General features: G+C 68.4%; 15 protein-coding genes. 9 read left to right on the forward strand and 6 right to left on the reverse strand.

Going from position 1 to position 15,582, the window contains the following annotated elements; all coding sequences use genetic code 11:
• The first annotated feature begins 98 nt into the window (after nt 1-98).
• The 3 genes from ACIQFZ_RS22805 to ACIQFZ_RS22815 all read left to right on the forward strand — a co-directional run bounded on the left by ACIQFZ_RS22805 (nt 99) and on the right by ACIQFZ_RS22815 (nt 2,773).
• Complete coding sequence (locus tag ACIQFZ_RS22805; protein WP_365777598.1) at nt 99-698, forward strand: flavin reductase family protein; 600 nt, start codon at nt 99-101, stop codon at nt 696-698.
• A 14-nt stretch (nt 699-712) separates the two neighbouring features.
• Nucleotides 713-1,891 (forward strand): acyl-CoA dehydrogenase family protein, encoded by a 1,179-nt coding sequence (locus ACIQFZ_RS22810; protein WP_383060704.1) that lies wholly within the window; start codon nt 713-715, stop codon nt 1,889-1,891.
• Between the two features lie 63 nt (nt 1,892-1,954).
• A complete protein-coding gene (locus ACIQFZ_RS22815) occupies nt 1,955-2,773 on the forward strand; it encodes a fumarylacetoacetate hydrolase family protein (RefSeq protein ID WP_365425709.1) in 819 nt (272 codons plus the stop codon).
• A 126-nt stretch (nt 2,774-2,899) separates the two neighbouring features.
• Here the strand turns inward: ACIQFZ_RS22815 and ACIQFZ_RS22820 are convergent, their stop codons facing one another.
• Together ACIQFZ_RS22820 and ACIQFZ_RS22825 are read right to left on the reverse strand one after the other, a co-directional pair.
• A complete protein-coding gene (locus ACIQFZ_RS22820; RefSeq protein WP_365425711.1) occupies nt 2,900-4,051 on the reverse strand; it encodes an MBL fold metallo-hydrolase in 1,152 nt (383 codons plus the stop codon).
• Between the two features lie 331 nt (nt 4,052-4,382).
• Complete coding sequence (locus tag ACIQFZ_RS22825; RefSeq protein ID WP_383060707.1) at nt 4,383-4,676, reverse strand: hypothetical protein; 294 nt, start codon at nt 4,674-4,676, stop codon at nt 4,383-4,385.
• Nucleotides 4,677-4,709: 33 nt separating this feature from the next.
• Between ACIQFZ_RS22825 and ACIQFZ_RS22830 the strand changes: the two genes are divergently transcribed.
• Nucleotides 4,710-5,345: an alpha/beta hydrolase gene (locus ACIQFZ_RS22830; RefSeq protein WP_402692008.1), complete on the forward strand. Its 636-nt coding sequence runs from the start codon at nt 4,710-4,712 to the stop codon at nt 5,343-5,345.
• A 106-nt stretch (nt 5,346-5,451) separates the two neighbouring features.
• Here ACIQFZ_RS22830 and ACIQFZ_RS22835 read toward each other — a convergent pair whose 3' ends face one another.
• On the reverse strand, nt 5,452-6,036 hold the full coding sequence (locus ACIQFZ_RS22835; RefSeq protein WP_402692009.1) for a helix-turn-helix domain-containing protein: 585 nt from the start codon (nt 6,034-6,036) through the stop codon (nt 5,452-5,454).
• A 118-nt stretch (nt 6,037-6,154) separates the two neighbouring features.
• Here ACIQFZ_RS22835 and ACIQFZ_RS22840 point away from each other — a divergent pair, with 118 nt between their 5' ends.
• From ACIQFZ_RS22840 to ACIQFZ_RS22850, 3 genes are read left to right on the forward strand one after another with little or no spacing between them, the layout of a single operon-like run.
• Nucleotides 6,155-6,991, forward strand: coding sequence for an EamA family transporter (locus ACIQFZ_RS22840; protein ID WP_383060711.1), 837 nt, complete (start codon nt 6,155-6,157; stop codon nt 6,989-6,991).
• Between the two features lie 41 nt (nt 6,992-7,032).
• Nucleotides 7,033-7,680 carry an FMN-binding negative transcriptional regulator gene (locus tag ACIQFZ_RS22845; protein ID WP_383060712.1) on the forward strand — a complete coding sequence of 216 codons (648 nt, stop codon included), beginning with the start codon at nt 7,033-7,035 and terminating at the stop codon, nt 7,678-7,680.
• Nucleotides 7,681-7,720: 40 nt separating this feature from the next.
• A complete protein-coding gene (locus tag ACIQFZ_RS22850; protein ID WP_383060739.1) occupies nt 7,721-8,428 on the forward strand; it encodes a B3/4 domain-containing protein in 708 nt (235 codons plus the stop codon).
• Between the two features lie 78 nt (nt 8,429-8,506).
• Here ACIQFZ_RS22850 and ACIQFZ_RS22855 read toward each other — a convergent pair whose 3' ends face one another.
• Together ACIQFZ_RS22855 and ACIQFZ_RS22860 are read right to left on the reverse strand one after the other, a co-directional pair.
• A complete protein-coding gene (locus ACIQFZ_RS22855) occupies nt 8,507-9,862 on the reverse strand; it encodes a M1 family metallopeptidase (protein WP_402692010.1) in 1,356 nt (451 codons plus the stop codon).
• A 306-nt stretch (nt 9,863-10,168) separates the two neighbouring features.
• Nucleotides 10,169-11,710, reverse strand: coding sequence for a M28 family metallopeptidase (locus ACIQFZ_RS22860; protein ID WP_402692011.1), 1,542 nt, complete (start codon nt 11,708-11,710; stop codon nt 10,169-10,171).
• A 501-nt stretch (nt 11,711-12,211) separates the two neighbouring features.
• On the opposite strand from ACIQFZ_RS22860, the gene ACIQFZ_RS22865 reads away from it, so the two are divergent.
• On the forward strand, nt 12,212-13,060 hold the full coding sequence (locus tag ACIQFZ_RS22865; RefSeq protein ID WP_383058239.1) for an arylamine N-acetyltransferase: 849 nt from the start codon (nt 12,212-12,214) through the stop codon (nt 13,058-13,060).
• Between the two features lie 153 nt (nt 13,061-13,213).
• Here ACIQFZ_RS22865 and ACIQFZ_RS22870 read toward each other — a convergent pair whose 3' ends face one another.
• Nucleotides 13,214-14,716, reverse strand: coding sequence for an LVIVD repeat-containing protein (locus ACIQFZ_RS22870; protein WP_383058240.1), 1,503 nt, complete (start codon nt 14,714-14,716; stop codon nt 13,214-13,216).
• Between the two features lie 65 nt (nt 14,717-14,781).
• Here ACIQFZ_RS22870 and ACIQFZ_RS22875 point away from each other — a divergent pair, with 65 nt between their 5' ends.
• Entirely contained in the window at nt 14,782-15,483 is a 702-nt protein-coding gene (locus tag ACIQFZ_RS22875; RefSeq protein ID WP_402692012.1) for a DUF305 domain-containing protein, read from the forward strand.
• The last annotated feature ends 99 nt before the right edge of the window (nt 15,484-15,582 follow it).

Genomic DNA, 15,582 nt, shown 5'->3' on the forward strand with positions numbered 1-15,582 from the left:
CCCGGCCGGCAGCCACGGCCCACGGCACGTGGCTGCCGGTCCCTCACCCCCGGTCCTGTCCCAGGACCGGACCCACGATTCATCCAGGAGGCCTCGGGATGACCGAGATCATGTGGGACTCGGAGATCTATGAGAAAGCCGCTGACGCCAGGACCCTGGCGTCCAGCGCGGCGGTACCATCGCTCGCCGATCCTCGTCAGTTGCGCAACACGCTGGGAAACTTCGCCACCGGAGTCGTCGTCCTCACCTATCGGTCCGGCGACAGCTACTACGGGATCACCGTGAACTCCTTCACTTCGGTGTCCCTGGACCCACCCCTGGTGCTCGTCTCCATGCAGCGGACCTCGCGCGCACTGACCTACCTGCTCGAGCGGCCCTTCGCGGTCAACGTTCTCGGGGACGACCAACTCGCCACCGCGCTGCAGTTCGCGGGCAAGCCGCAGGACACCCATCGCATCGAATGGGTCGGCGACGACGTGGCGCCACGGATCAACGGCTCGCTGGCGTACTTCCAGTGCACGCCGTGGGCGGGGTACGACGGCGGCGACCACGTCCTCGTGCTCGGGCGTGTGCTGTCCTACGGCCAGCAGGACGACACCCGGCCCCTGCTCTTCTACCGCGGCCAGTGGGGCGCTCTGGCCGAAGACGCCGAGCGCAGCGCCGGTGAGGGCGCACAGTCCGAGAGAGGCCGACGATGATGGTCGATACGCAGGTGAACGAGGAAACGAACAGGCTGCTCGCGGAGTTGACGGACATCTACCCACTCCTGCAGAGCGAGGCCGAGGACAGCGAGCGTCTGCGGCGGCCGACACCGGTGGTGCAGGACGCACTTCGCGACAGCGGCGTCTTCAAGCTGATGGTGCCGGCCGAACTCGGCGGCCTGGAGGCTTCCCCCCTGCAGATCCTGCACGTGATCGAGAAGCTGTCCCACGCCGACGCCTCGCTGGGATGGCTGGTGCGCGCCCTGACGAGTGAAACGGCGACAGCGGCCACCTACTTGAGTGACGAGGCGGTCGGTGAGCTCTTCGCCCACGGCACGTACCCGCTGGTGACGGGACAGTCGACCGCCTTCACCGGCCGGGCCGTACGGGAAAACGGCGGCTATCGGGTGAGCGGTGTCTGGAAGTTCGCCCCAGGGGTGTCCATGGCCACCCACCTCAATCTGGCGGTGACGGTCAAAGGCACGGGAGAGCGGCTGGTCTGCCTTGTTCCCCGTTCGGCCATGCGGATCAGTGACAACTGGGACATGCTGGGGCTGCGCGCGACCGCGAGCCTCGACTACCGGGCCGAGGACGTGCTCGTCGAGGACAAGTACGTCTTCGGCATCGGCCCGGAGAACGCCCGACGAGGCGGCTGCATGAGCCGGGTGAGCCCTGCTCTGCTGGCCGGCCTGCACCAGGCGGCCTGGTCCCAGGGCGTCGGGCGGCGCATGCTCGACGAGCTGCGCGACCTGACCCGGCGCAAGGACCCTTCCGAGGGCTCCCCGGTCACCAGTGACGAGTTCTTCGCGGAGTTCGCACGGCACTTCTCGCATGTCCGGGGCACGATGGCCCTGCTGCGTGAGACCTGGCGCGACAACGAGTCGACGCTCGCGACGGGAGCTCAGCTGAACGACGAGCAGGAGACGATGTCGCGCCTCGCGTGCAGCCTGGCCACCCGGACCGCGCTGGAGATCAGTCAGCTCGTGCACCGTTTCGCGGGCGCGCAGGTCATGCGGAACGGCACGTTGCAGCGATTCTTCCGCGACAGCCATGCCGGAAGCCAGCATCGGGGCTCCTCGCACATAGTGACGCAGAAGTGCGGCCGGATGCTGTCAGGCACACTGCCCGCCGGCTCGCACTGGGGGTTCTTCGATCTGGTGGTTCCCGAGCCGGCGGCCGTCGGCGTCTGAGGCATCGGCCCGAGCGCGAGTTCCGGCGCGAGCAAGGCGTCGGCGCAACAGGAAAGGAATGAAGTGAGACTGGCAACCGTGCGCACCCGCCAGGGGACATGCGCAGCTCGCCTGGACGGTGATGAGTTCACCGAACTCCCCGGTCATGCCGACGTCGGTTCCCTGCTGGCGGACGAGAACTGGCAGCGGATCGCGAGAAACGCCACCGGGCGCCGGCACCGCAGGGACGACGTCGATGTACGGACCGTCGTACCGCGTCCGTCGAAGGTGCTGTGCGCCGGCCTCAACTACACGAGCCACATTCAGGAGATGGGCCGGGAACTCCCGGCCCATCCCACCCTCTTCGCGAAGTTCGCCGACACCTTGACCGGCCCCGTTGATGCGGTGTCGGCCGTGGCGGAGGATCCGGAGATGGACTGGGAGGGAGAACTCGCCGTCGTCATCGGACGGACCGCGTACAAGGTACGTGAGGACGAGGCGGGCCAGTACATCGCCGGCTTCACGGTAGCCAACGACATCTCCATGCGGGGGTGGCAGTACCGCACGACGGAGTGGCTGCAGGGCAAGATCTGGGCTCGTTCCACTCCGGTCGGCCCGGTCCTGACCACGCCCGACGAGTTCGATCCCGCGACCGCCGTTCTCCGCACCACGCTCAATGGCACCCCGGTCCAGGAGCACAGGATCGCGGACCTGTTGTTCACTCCAGCTCACTTGGTCGCGTACGTGTCGACCATGGTGCCGCTGCACCCCGGAGACCTGATTCTCACCGGCACCCCCGGTGGAGTGGGAAGGGCTCGCACGCCGCAGAGGTATCTGAGGCCCGGGGACCTGGTCGAGGTGACCATCGACGGTATCGGCACGGTGTCCACCCCGATCACCTGAGCCCCTGTGCCGCCCGGCCCGGTGCGCCCGATCAGCGGTCGCGCCGGGCCGGGCCACCTGACCGATTCACGCGCCGGTCGGATCCACCGCGCGGAGGTCGGCGCCACGCAGATCCTCGCGTCCGGGTCAGGCCAGCTTGATCCGCTGAAGGTCCTCGCCGACGATCACCTTGCCGCCGTACCCCCGCTGTGCCCACTTCTTCCACTTCCGGACGTCGATCGGGTTGTGGGCGACCTCGGAGATGTGCGAGAGCACGAGCATGTCGACCTCGGCCCGCTGTGCGATCGGACCGACCTTCTGGACCTCGACGTGGGATTGCAGCAAGTGGTCGACGAAGACCGCCGGGGCGTCGAGCCCCTCGACGCTGATCGCCTCGTGGACCAGCACGTCCGAGCCCTTGGCCAGGGCGATCAGATTGTCGCTGTACGTCGTGTCGCCGGAGAACGTGACCGAGCCGTGGTCGGTGTCGAAGCGGAAGGCGAAGGAGGGGAACACCGGTCCGTGCGGCACCAGGATCGCGGAGACCTTGACGCGGTCGTCCTCCATCACTACGAACGGCTTCATCGCGGGCGCGGTGTTCTCGTAAGTGGCACCGACCCTGGGAAGCTCGATCTCGTGCACATCGGCAAGGGCCCGGATGTCCTGGATGCCCATGTCACGCAGGAAGACGTTCGTGCTGTAGGCGTACGCCGCGTGGCAGTCGTCGGTCAGTGCCTTCAGGCCCGGCGTCGGGCTGTCCGGGTTGACCGTCGGTGCCTGTCCGCCACCGAACTTCGGCGGGAGCCCGCCGGCCGGTCCGGGACCGTAGACGGGGACGGGGCGGGTGAGGTTGTCGTGCTCCTGGTTGGGGACACTGCCCCCGAGCAGGAAGAAGTTGTAGTAGTCCGCGACGTGGTCGGCGTGGAGATGCGTGATGAAAATGCCGCTCAGGGACGCCAGCGTGAGGCCGGACCGCACGTACTGGGTGGCGGCCGAGCGCCCGCAGTCGATCACGTACGTCGCGCCGTCGACGACGAGCGCGGTGGAGATCCCAGCCCGCAGCGGGTCCACCGGAGGGCCCGCCTTGGTGCCCAGCAGCACCAGTTCGAGCGCACTCGGCGAGCCCTTGCCGGGTCCCCGGCCTGAGGGCTCGGTACGGGCTTCCGCCGCCGCCGCTGTTGCGCCGGGGAGGCTGAGGACCACCGGAGAGATACCGAGGGCGGTCAGCACGGAGCGCCGAGCGACCCCGTTTCCGGCACCGGCAGGAGATTCAGGACCGCACAGGTTGCACATGGTCATCCGCCTTGGTGTGTAGTCGGCTGGTTGAGGTTGCGGGCTGCCATTGACAGTGCGCAATATGGCCGTTGCGGGATTGCAAGTAGTCGGAAGTTCTCATTCATCGAGCAACGATCCGGGCCCGAAACAGCCTGTGGCGTCGAATTGCCGGGAAGACTCGCATGACCGTTTGACGCAGAGCAATAGGTGTCGGACGCCTTGATATGCCGTCTGCGCGTCGGCCGGTGCTGCTCCAGGAATCCGCAACGCAACCCGAAGAGCGCCTCTGACCAGCCGCTTCAGATCACGGTAGCAGGGTGAGGCAAAGCGAGAACCAGCCCTCGTGTGATGCAGGTCACGTCAATTCCTCATCGCTGCGAGAGACCTGCGCCGGACTTCCCCTCCCGCTCCCATACAGAAACCGATAGGGGGCGGCAAAGGACTTTGTATGGCTCGGCTTCAGGAGGCGGGAAACACCGGACTGCGACGCGGCGACTTTACGGATGCGCTCGCCGAGCTTTCCGCCCTGCGCAGGCGTGACGGTGCCGGAGGGCGCGGCGGAGCGTTCTGCTGTTGGCCAAGACTGTCGCGCCTGCCATGGCATGGCCGACAGGATCGTCGCATGCAGCCGATCTTCGTTCTCGTGCACAGTCCGTCTGTAGGTCCCTCGACCTGGCACCCAGTGGCCGAACACCTGACAGCGGCGGGTTACCAGGTACGGGTGCCATCCCTGCTGCGCGTAGGCGCCGGCGCTCCGCCCTTCTGGCCCCGCATCATCAGTGCGGTCCGCGATGACCTCCGGCACGTCTCGACCGACAGCCCCGTCACATTGGTGGCACACAGCAACGCAGGCTTGCTTCTCCCCTCGATTCGCTCGGGCCTCGACCACCCGGTGACCAACTCGATCTTCGTCGATGCCGCGCTGCCGGCCCGCATCGGACCAACCCCTGTCGCCTCAGCCGAGTTGCTGGAGTACCTCCGTCCGATGGCTGTGAACGGCAGGCTGCCGCGCTGGACCGATTGGTGGGACGAGGCAGATGTCGCACCCATGTTCTCTGATCCGGGGGTGCGGCGGACAGTCGTCGAGGAGCAGCCCACCCTGCCGCTGTCCTACTACGAGCAGCACATCCCGGTCCCCGACGGCTGGGACGACCACCCCTGTTCCTACTTGCTGTTCGGCCCTCCCTATCACGACTTCGCCGCCGAGGCGCGCCAACGCGGTTGGCGTGTGGCACAACTGCCCGGCTCACACCTCCATCAGATCGTCGACCCTGCCGGCACAGCCCGGCACCTCCTCGAACTCGCCACCACGGGTTGATCCACCTCCGACCGGAACGCACCCTTGGCATTCGTCACCCCCGAGGACCGGCTCCTACCGGCGGCACCGGAGTGCGCGCACCGCCAAGCTGTCGCGTCCGTGCCGGTCAGGCTGTGGAGCCGGGGCCGGGCGGGATGTGAACGGTCATGATCAGGTGGCAGGTCTCGGTGCCCGAGCCGCGGTAGGTGTGGGTGGTGTCACCGTCGAAGGTGGCAGTCTGTCCGGCTTCGACGGGATGCTCGGCGCCGTCGACGATCAGCGTCATCCGGCCGGATGTGACGCTGACGGTTTCCACGACGCCGGCCTGGTGGGGGTGGCTGGGGTATTCCTCTCCGGGCTCCAGTCTCCAGCGCCAGACCTCGACCGGAGCCGGTCCCGAGGTGGTCAGCATGAGCCGGGCCTCGCTGCCCTGCTCCCCCGCCCACAGGGGCGTGACGGCATCGGCGGACACCACTCGGACGCGGCCTTCGGCCGGCCCTTCCATCAGTGCGGACACCGAGATGCCTAGGGTGTCGGCAAGGCGGACCAGGGTGGCGAAGTTCGGGTTGCCCTGGGCTTTCTCCAGCCCGACGAGGGCACCCTTGCTGACCTTGGCGCGGCGGCCCAGCTCGTCCAGGGACAGGCCCGCGCGCGTGCGTGCGGCCCTGACGTTGTGCGCGAGCGTGCGCAGGGCTGCTTCTGCCTCGGGCACTTGATCACCGTCCTGACGAGCGGAGCACTGGAATGGACCGTGCGGTCATTTGGTTGACAGCACGCGGTCGTTTCATTGTACGGTCGGGTCGTTCCATTGTGAAAGTTAGGGAAGTGCCGTGCTCGCTCTGCTGCTGGCCCTGGGCAGCTCTCTCGCCTACGGATGCGCCGATTTCCTCGGAGGCCTCGGTGCCCGTAAGGCGCATGTGCTGCGCACCGTGCTGGTCGCGGCGCCGGCCAGTCTCGCCGTCGAGCTGCTGCTGTGGCCGGTCCTGGGCGCCTCGTTCACCTGGGCAAGCGTCGGGTGGGGCGCAGCCTCCGGGGTCGCGTCCGCCGCCGCGTTCGCCCTGCTGTACCAGACCCTCGCGATCGGCCCGATGAACGTGCTCTCGCCCATCACCGCACTGGTGTCCGCCACACTGCCGGTCGCGGTCGGGCTGCTCCAGGGCGAGCGCCTGGGCATGGCGGGACTTGCGGGTCTGCCGCTGGCACTGGTGGCGGTGGTCATGGTGAGCGCCGGGCACGGAGCCCGCTCGTCACGTCCGTCGCGGACGGCGCTGCTGCTGGCCTTCGGCGCGGGTGCCGCCATCGCCCTTCAGCTCGTCTTCCTGCACCAGGCGCCCTCCGACAGTGGCGTGGCCTCTCTGATCATCGGCAGAGCGGTCTCCTCGGCCGTCACCCTGGCCGCGGCCGCGGTGATGCACCGTCGGCTGGGCCCGGAGAAGCCCGCCTACGCGATCTCCGCGGCCGCGGGCGTGCTGGACTCGCTGGCGAACCTGCTGTTCCTGCTCGCCGCCCGCAGCGGGGACCTCACAGTCGTCGCCGTGATCACCGCCCTGTATCCGGCCGGCACGGTGCTGCTCGCCCGCGGCGTGCTCGCCGAACGCATCCACCGCGGCCAACTCGTCGGCCTGGGCACCGCCGCCGTCGCGGTCAGCCTCCTCGCCCTCACCTGAACCGCCGCACCGTCCGCCCTACCGCCGCCAAGGAGAATCGCATGTTCATCCAGCCCTGGGATGCCGGCCTGGACGCTGCCGAATGGCAGACCTGGATCGCCGACGGCCACGACTTCGGCCAGCTCAGCGTCAACGGCCTGCCCGGCCAGGCGCCCATCGTCGTCCCCACCCACTTCACCACCGACAACGGCCAACTGCTGGTCCACCTCGCCCGGCCCAACCCGGTCTGGAAGGCGATCGAGCACGACCCGCACGTCACCTTCACCGTCATCGGCGACTACGCCTTCGTCCCCGGACCCTGGCGCGCCAAGCCCGATATCCCGCCCACCGACGGCGTGCCCACCAGCTACTACGCGGCCGTCCAGTTCACCTGCCGCGCCCACATCGTCGACGCCCCCGAGGCCAAGGCCGACCTGCTGCGCCGCCAGATGGCCCACTTCCAGCCCGACGGCGACCACGCTCCCATCGACGTAGACCAGCCGCCCTACGGGCGGATGCTCCCCGGCATCCGCGGACTGCGCCTGGAAGTCACCGAGGTACGGGCCAAGTTCAAGTACGACGACCACAAACCCGTCGAGCACCGCACCTCCGTCGCCGGCCAACTCACCGAGCGGGGCCAGGGTCTGGACGTGCCCGCCGCACGCCAGCAGCTGCGCCGCCTTGACCGCATCGGTCCCTGGAAGCCCTGAGGCCGGCCGCCGACCCACGCACGAGAGGAGGACCATGCTCATGACCGCCTTCCGCATCAGCTCCGCCGTCACCGGCGCCTTCCCCGACACCCTCATCGCCCTGGTCACCGCCACCGGCCTGCGCGGCCACGAACCCTGGCCCGACACCACCACCGCTCTCGAAGACCTGGAGCAACAACTCGCCCTCGGTATATGGCAGCCCGCCGACGAGAGCGACCCGCGCATCGAGGCGTGGCACACCGCCTACCGCTCCTTCGGCACCAACCCCCGCCGTATCCGCCCCAGTGTCGACGCCCTCGGCCGGCGCATGACCAAGAAGGGCGTGCTCCCACGTATCAACCCGGCGGTCGACTCCTACAACTCCGTCTCCGTCCGCCACGGGCTGCCGGCCGGCGCCTTCGACCTCGACCACGTCACCGGCGACGTCGACATCCGCTACGCCGACGGAAGCGAGGAGTTCACCCCGCTCGGCGAGCCCGACACCGCCGAACACCCCAAGCCCGGCGAGATCATCTACGCCGACGCCACCGGCGTCCTCACCCGCCACTGGAACCACCGCGACGCCCACCGCACCCGCGTCACCGAGGACGCCGCCCACGTCGCCTTCGTCCTGGAAACCCTCCACGCCGCGCGCGACGGCGACATCCTCAAGGTCGCGGCAGACGAACTGCAGGGCCTGCTCGTCCCGCACGCCGAGCGGACCGCGGTTCACTACCTGAGCCCCGCCCACCCCAACGCCGGCGTCTGAACCCTGAAGGTCTCGCCGCAGAGTTCGTGGCCCGCCGGCGAGACGGCATCGCCGCAGGCGTAGTTGTACCGGGGATGTTCACCGGATGCGGTGGGTCCTCCAGAAGGAGGTCAGGTCCTTGTCGGTCATGGACTGGGCGGCTTTCTTGAAGTCGGCGGTGGTGGAGACGCCGTACCAGTGGTCGCAGACGTAGCGCTTGAGCAGGCGTGCCATGGTGGCGCTGCCGAGGGTGCGTTCCAGGTCTGCCAGGGCGCAGGGGCCGGCGGTGTAGATGAGGTGGTATGTGCCGCGGTGCGTCGACCAGTAGGCCATCGAGCTGGTGAGCGCGGCGTCCTGGTCGGGCCACTCGTCCGGGTCCCAGCAGTCGCGGGTGTCCAAGCCGTAGAAGCGGAAGTTGGCATACTGGGCGAAGCTCTCGTCCAGCCAGGGCGCACGGTATTGGTCGTTGCCGACGATGCCGTACCACCACTGGTGGGCCACTTCGTGGACGACGGCGTTGCCTTCCTCGGTGGTGCCGAGCAGGACCAGGCCGGGATACTCCATGCCGCCGCCGAACTGCGGGGTCATCACCAGGTCGAGCTCGCCATAGGGGTAGCGGCCGTACTCCGTGCTGAACCGGTCGACGGCGGCGGCGCCCTCCTGGCGGGCGAGCCGCACGCTCTCGGCCGGCGTGTCGGGTGCCCAGTACGATCTGACCCGCACGCCGCCGGGAGTGGTCTGGTCCGCGGTGCGGAACGGGCCTGCCGCCCACGCGAAATCCCGTACCCGGTGCGCAACGCTGTGCGTGACAGTGCGCCCCGGCGTGCCGAGGCCGGTGCGGGTGCGGCCGGTCGCCGGGACCTTGAGGGCCGAGGGGTGGTCGAGCGTGACCTGGAAGTCGCCGGCCAGGGTGTAGAAGCTCTCGCCGGTCGACACATACGGATCGAGGTGCCATCCCGCCGCGTCGTGCACGGCGAGCACGGGCAGCCCATTGCCGAGGAAACGGAACGCACCCTCGCGGCCGAAGCGGTCGTTGCGCCCGGGCACGGTGAGGGACACGTCGAAGGAGACAGCCGTGCGCCGGCCGCGCTCGAGAGGTGCGGGCAGGCTGATACGCAGCGCCGTGCAGTCCACGCTGAGCCGCCCCGCCGTGCCGCCGCGTACCCGGGACACGGTGACGGGGGAAGGGCTGCCGGGAGTGCCGCAGGCGTCCATGCCGTTGCCCCACAGCCGCAGGTACACCTCGCGCAGAGGCCGGTCGGAGGCGTTGCGGAACGACACGCGCTGGCGGCCCTTCCAATGGGTGCCGTCGGCGTCGGCGCGCAGGTTCACGTCGTAGCGCAGGTGATCGGGTGTCGCGACCTGGGTGCTCTTCGCCGCGGCCGCGCGTTCGGGAGCCGCGTCGGCGACGCCGGCGCCGGCGCCGACGAGCAGCGCGAGCAGGGCAACGAGCATACGGCGAGAGGCTGTTGGGGGCCACGCGGACAGAGACGGCATGGCAGCCGATCGTGCCACAGCGCTCTCGGGGATACGCCCACCTGTGCGGAAAGTAAGCGGGCCGGTTCCGTTTGCCGCGGCCGAGCACGACAACATGCACGGCTGCTGGACAACGTGCGCGGGGTCCGCGTCCAGCCGCCGGAACAGTCGGCGCGCTGCTCGCGGTTGAGGAGTTCGCTCGCCGTGGACCTGGTCGTCGAGTCCCTGCGCGGATGGCGCGGGGAGGGCCGGACAGTCCGGCCCTCCCCTTGTGTGTACTGGGAGTTACTCGGTGACCTCGTGGTCGTGGCCCTCGTGCAGGCCACCGCCGCTGCCCGCCGAACCCTTGGTGTTCTGCGGCGCCACCGGCTTGCTGAGGAGGCTGGTGTCCCAGGCGTACTGGCCCACCGCGTTGGCGATGACGTCGATGTTGACGTCGAACGCCTTCATGTTGATGTTCTTCAGGTTGTCGCAAGCGGCGTGGTAGCAGGCGTCGTACGCGACACCGGCCTTGCCGCCGTACACCTTTGCCTGCTCGGCCGTCTTGATGCCCTCGGCGCCGGTGAAGGTGCCGCCCGAGGGGATGCCCACCTCGATGAACGGCCCGTAGTCCGAACGGCCGGTGAAGTCGGTGCCCTCGTGCGGGATGCGCCGGCTGTCCAGGTAGTCGGTGATCTGCCGCTCCAGTTGTGCCGAGCCCTCCGGGCCGGGACCGGCACCGACCTGGTCGGAGTCGTCACCGTCGTAGACGAACTGGGCGTAGTTCGGCGAGGCGATCATGTCGAAGTTCAGGTACAGCTTGACCTTCGCACGGTCCGCCGCCGAGAGGCTGTCGACGTACGCCTGCGAGCCCAGCAGGCCGAACTCCTCAGCCGACCACCAGGCGAAACGCACCTTGTTCTGGACCTTCTCGTGGGCGAGGTTCAGCGCCACGTCGAGGATGCCGGCGGAGCCGGAGCCGTTGTCGTTGATGCCCGGGCCGGCCGCCACCGAGTCCAGGTGGGCGCCGAACATCGCCACGTTGTCGGCGTCGCCGCCCTTGGTCTCGGCGATGACGTTGTAGGTGCGCCGCATCTCCGCGAAGGTGCGGATCTCCAGGTTGACGGTCACTGCGCCGGATGCGGCCTTGGCCGCCAAGGCCTCACCGTCCGCCTGCGTGACGCCACCGGTCGGGATCTTCGCGACGTTCGGGTCTCCCAGGGTGCCGTTGAGCGCGCCGTCGGTGTTGTTGTAGATGATCGCGCCGACCGCGCCCGCACCGGCGGCGGTCGCCTGCTTCTCCGCAAAGGTGCAGCCGCCGCGCTTGATCAGCGCGATCTTGCCGGTGAACGTCCCCGACGCGTAGTCCCCCGGCTCGCAGCCGGTGGTGTCGTCGACCGGCACCACCGCGACCGGGGCGGTGATGCCACCGGTGGGGCTGTTGGCGGAGTACGTCATGGCGATCAACGGAACGTCCTGCTGCTGCGGCGACACCACCCGCAGGCTCTCTGCCAGCGTCTGGCTGAACTGGTAGTCGAACTCGTTCCGGGTCACCGAGTAACCGGCCTTCCGCAGCAGGGCCTCGACGTACTCGGCCGACTGCCGGTGCCCCTCCGACCCGGCCACACGGGTGTTCCCGTTCTTGTCAGCGATCCGCTGGAACTTCTTCAGATGCTCGTAGGCATCCTCGGCGTTGCTCTTCTTGACGAGCTTCTGTGCAAGCTTGGCAGCCTCCTTGGCAGGGTCGCTGTGGGCGGAGGCGGTGCCCGATCCGATCAGCAGCAGCGGCGCTATGAGCCCTGCGGCGGATACGGCGGCTACCGTGGTGCGGCGGTTCCGAGCGTTCAAGACGCTTCCTTCCGGCAGTCCATCAGAAATGGGCGTAATGGCCGAAAACAGGCCGAACGGGCGTACGGCTGTACTCCGGGGCAGGCAGGGATGGCCGGATCACTCCACCCCCCTGCCACCGGCAAGGAGAAAGGTATCTGCTCAGTAAACGCTTGGTAATGGGTTGACGAGAATCTTCGACGTCGACGCCGTCCGTGCGCGGAGGCCGAGCGCAGCGATCGGCACCTGATCCAATCGAAGTTGACCGGATGTCACCGGTGCTGACTAGTGCCCCGGCAGGCAACGTTTGCCCGTGAAGGAGCTGCGTCCGGTGCGTGCTCTGGGGGTCCCCCCTGCTCGAAGAGCTTGGGGGAGTGCCGACCGGAAGTCCTCGTACTGAACGTACTTGGGCTTTCGGCCGATGCGGCGAGTGGGGGTCCCCCCTGCTCGAAGAGCTCGGGGGAGCGTGCCGGGCGTCGCGACGGGGCGAACGTTGCCTGTTGGGGCACTAGAGTCCCGGGCATGCCGAAGGTGGATGTCGACCGCTATCTGGAGCGACTGGGTGTCGCGGCTCCTGAGGCGCCGTCAGTGGCGGGGCTGCGGGCGCTGCACGCCGCGCATGTGTCCCGGGTGCCGTACGAGACGCTGGAGATCCACCTGGGGCGGGCGACCACGGTGGATCCCGAGGAGTCGGTGGCCCGGATCCTCCGGGGGCGCGGCGGCTACTGCTTCCACCTCAACGGAGCCTTCGCCACCCTGCTCCACGCCCTGGGGTACGCCGTGACGTGGCACCGCGGCGGAGTCCAGGGCAGTCAAACCGCCCAGCCCCCCGGAGCGAACGCCAACCATCTGGCCCTCACGGTGGTCTGCGAGGGCGAGACCTGGCTGGTCGACGTCGGGCTCGGTGACGGGCTGCACGAGCCGCTGCCGCTCCGTGCCGGGGAGTACCGTCAGGGGCCCTTCACCTATCGGCTCTCACCGTCTGCGGTCGAGCGCGACGGGTGGCGCTTCGACCACGACCCCCGCGGCTCCTTCGCCGGGATGGACTTCACCATGACGCCCGCCGGGCCGGAGGACTTCGCCGCACAGCACGGGGAGTTGTCCACCTCGCCGAGTTCGGGGTTTGTCCGGGTCGCCTCCGCGATCCGCAGGGATGCGGCCGGCACGGACGAGCTCCGCGGCTGCGTACTGGCCCGTATGGACGGTGACGGGCGGTCGGAGCGGGAACTGACCACCGAGGCCGCCTGGTTCGGAGTGCTCGCGGAGGTCTTCGGGCTCACCCTCACCGACGTCGGCGAGGAGGAGCGTTCCGCGCTCTGGGAGAGGGTGTGGTCGGCCCACCGGGCGTGGCTCGCCGCCCGTGCCGGCTGACCGTATGAGTATCGGGAGTTGAGGATCCCGCCGGGCGATGAGCCGCCCGGCGGGACCGGTGCCTTAGCGCTTGAACGCTTGAGTGCTTGAGCGCTTGAGCGCTTGCCGAGGTTCCGGGTTCCTTGGCCCGGAGCCCGGCGGGCCTTTGCCGGGTCAGTCGAAGTAGTCGGGCTGGCTCTGGACGTTCAGCTCGTCCAGATGGATCTCTCGGGCCGGGTCGGTGCGCCGGTCGCTGAGCTTGAGCACATCGAAGCCCTTGGCGATGTCGTTCGAGTAGATGTAGCCGTTGTAGTAGTACGCGGACCAGGAACCGCCCAAGGTCAGCACGTCCGTGGAGAGCGGGCCCCGCTCGAAGTAGCCGATCTCCTTCGGCTTCGTCGAGTCGGTGAAGTCCCAGACCGAAACGCCGCCCTGGTACCAGGCCTGGACCATGATGTCGCGGCCCTCGACCGGGATCAGCGAGCCGTTGTGGGCGACGCAGTTCTCGGTGTCCGCCTGGTGCCGGGGGATCTTGAAGTAGCCGCGGAAGACGAGCTTGCGCTGGTCGCCCTTGCCGACGATGTCGTAGATGCCGTCGGCTCCGCGGTTCGGGCCGATGGCCGCGTTGCAGGTCGCGGCGCCTCCGCCGCCGAGTTCGTCGGTGAAGACGACCTTCTTCGCGGTCTGGTTGAAGGTCGCCGAGTGCCAGAACGCGAAGTTGGCGTTGTCCTGGACCTGGTCGATGACCTTCGGGTGCTCCGGGTCCTTGATGGACATCAGGATGCCGTCGCCCATACAGGCACCGGCGGCCAGGTCCTTCGACGGCAGCACGGTGATGTCGTGGCAGCCGGTCGTCTTGGAGACACCCGGGTTGGTAGGCGCGCCGGGGTTGCCGCCACCGTCGGGGCCATCACCCGGGAAGAGCACCGCGAAGTTGACGACCGCGGCCTTCTCGGGAGCGTCGCGCGGCACCTTGACGATCGAGATGCCGTCGTGCGGGGGCTGGCAGTCGGGGAACGACGGGCTCGGGGAGTACGAGGACACGTAGAGGTAGACGTTGCGGCCATGGGGAACGAGGGAGTGCGTGTGTGAGCCACAGTTGGTCTTGACGGCCGCGACGTACTTCGGGTTTTTCTTGTCGCTGATGTCGAAGACCTTCATGCCCCTCCACGTCGACTTCTCGGTCCGGGCCTGCGACGTGCTCGAGCAGGAGTCGTCGCTGCGTGCGGAGTCGGTGGACAGGAACAACAGGTTCCCGGAGACGGATACGTCGTTCTGCGACCCCGGGCACAGCACCTGGGAGACCGTCTTGGGAGCCCTCGGGTTGCTGATGTCGAAGATGCGGAAGCCGTCGTAGTTGCCGGCGAACGCGTACTTGCCCTGGAAGGCTAGGTCGGAGTTGAAGCCCGGCAGGGCGTCCTTGGGGACGTTGGCGAGGTGTTCGATGTTGTCGGAGTGGACGATCTCGTCCACCGCCGGTATCTCGCCATTGGCGATGGCCGTTCTGGTCTCGGCCGCCTCACTCTTGGACACACGCTGAGGCGCGGTGGAGGCGTCGCCAGGGCCGGGCGTCGCCACAGCCGGAGCAGCTGTGAGCAGCGCCACCAGCAGGCCGGTGGCAGCTGCCACAACCCCTAGACGTCTGGGCCGTGTTCGGGGACTGTTCAACAGGTTCACTGTTTCCTCCCTGGTGTCCGTTCGCAAGGGAACGGTTCACGGACAGCAGCAGTATCGTATCTTTCATGTACAGATCAAAAGATGGCAACGCACTCGCCGTGAAAGTTTTTGATCGTGTCAAGTGGCGGGCGGTCACCGCGCTCACCGTTGTCGCCCTCGCTGTCAGCGGGTGCGACTCGGGTGCGGACACCCCGGGGAAGAAGAGCGCGGCCGGTCCCTCGGTGATCGCTCCCGGCAAGCCCGGTGGGCCCGCCCGGACCCTGTCCGCCGAGGACGCCGCGAAGGAGATGCCCGACGAGTCCTCCAATGGGGCGGACTTCGAGTACGTCCAGATGATGATCGTCCACCACGGCCAGGCCCTGGAGATGACCGAACTCGCCGCGCACCAGGCGAAGTCGGGCAGCGTGAAGGGGATCGCCTCACGCATCGCCGCAGGTCAGGGACCTGAAATCGACGCCATGAAGGGGTGGTTGAAGAACCACGGCGGCGCGCGCCGCACGACTGGTGGCGCGGGCTCGGGGCACAACCACGACCATGCCACGATGCCCGGCATGGCGACCGAGGCACAGCTGAAGCAGCTGCGCGCGGCGCGAGGCGCGGCCTTCGACGAGCTGTTCCTGAAACTCATGATCATGCACCACAACGGCGCGATCGTCATGGCCACCTCGGTGCTCTCGGACGGCAACAACGTACAGGTCCAGGAGATGGCGAACGAAGTGATCGCACAGCAGACCAGCGAGATCAACCGGATGCGTGAGATGCCCTGACGATCGGCGTGACGTTCCGCGGACCTCTCCCCCTGGGCGCGCCCGGCGGTGCGACGCAGAAGGCAACCGTAGTCACCTCGCCCCCGCCGGGCGGCCCCA

The organism is Streptomyces sp. NPDC093064 (assembly GCF_044754605.1).
Taxonomy (GTDB): Bacteria; Actinomycetota; Actinomycetes; order Streptomycetales; family Streptomycetaceae; genus Streptomyces.

Excerpts from the sequence above, each read along its gene's own strand:
- ACIQFZ_RS22805 (WP_365777598.1), top strand. The coding sequence starts at position 99 with ATGACCGAGATCATGTGGGACTCGGAGATCTATGAGAAAGCCGCTGAC.
- ACIQFZ_RS22820 (WP_365425711.1), bottom strand. The coding sequence starts at position 4,051 with ATGACCATGTGCAACCTGTGCGGTCCTGAATCTCCTGCCGGTGCCGGA.
- ACIQFZ_RS22845 (WP_383060712.1), top strand. The coding sequence starts at position 7,033 with ATGTTCATCCAGCCCTGGGATGCCGGCCTGGACGCTGCCGAATGGCAG.
- ACIQFZ_RS22850 (WP_383060739.1), top strand. The coding sequence starts at position 7,721 with ATGACCGCCTTCCGCATCAGCTCCGCCGTCACCGGCGCCTTCCCCGAC.
- ACIQFZ_RS22855 (WP_402692010.1), bottom strand. The coding sequence starts at position 9,862 with ATGCTCGTTGCCCTGCTCGCGCTGCTCGTCGGCGCCGGCGCCGGCGTC.
- ACIQFZ_RS22865 (WP_383058239.1), top strand. The coding sequence starts at position 12,212 with ATGCCGAAGGTGGATGTCGACCGCTATCTGGAGCGACTGGGTGTCGCG.
- ACIQFZ_RS22875 (WP_402692012.1), top strand. The coding sequence starts at position 14,782 with ATGTACAGATCAAAAGATGGCAACGCACTCGCCGTGAAAGTTTTTGAT.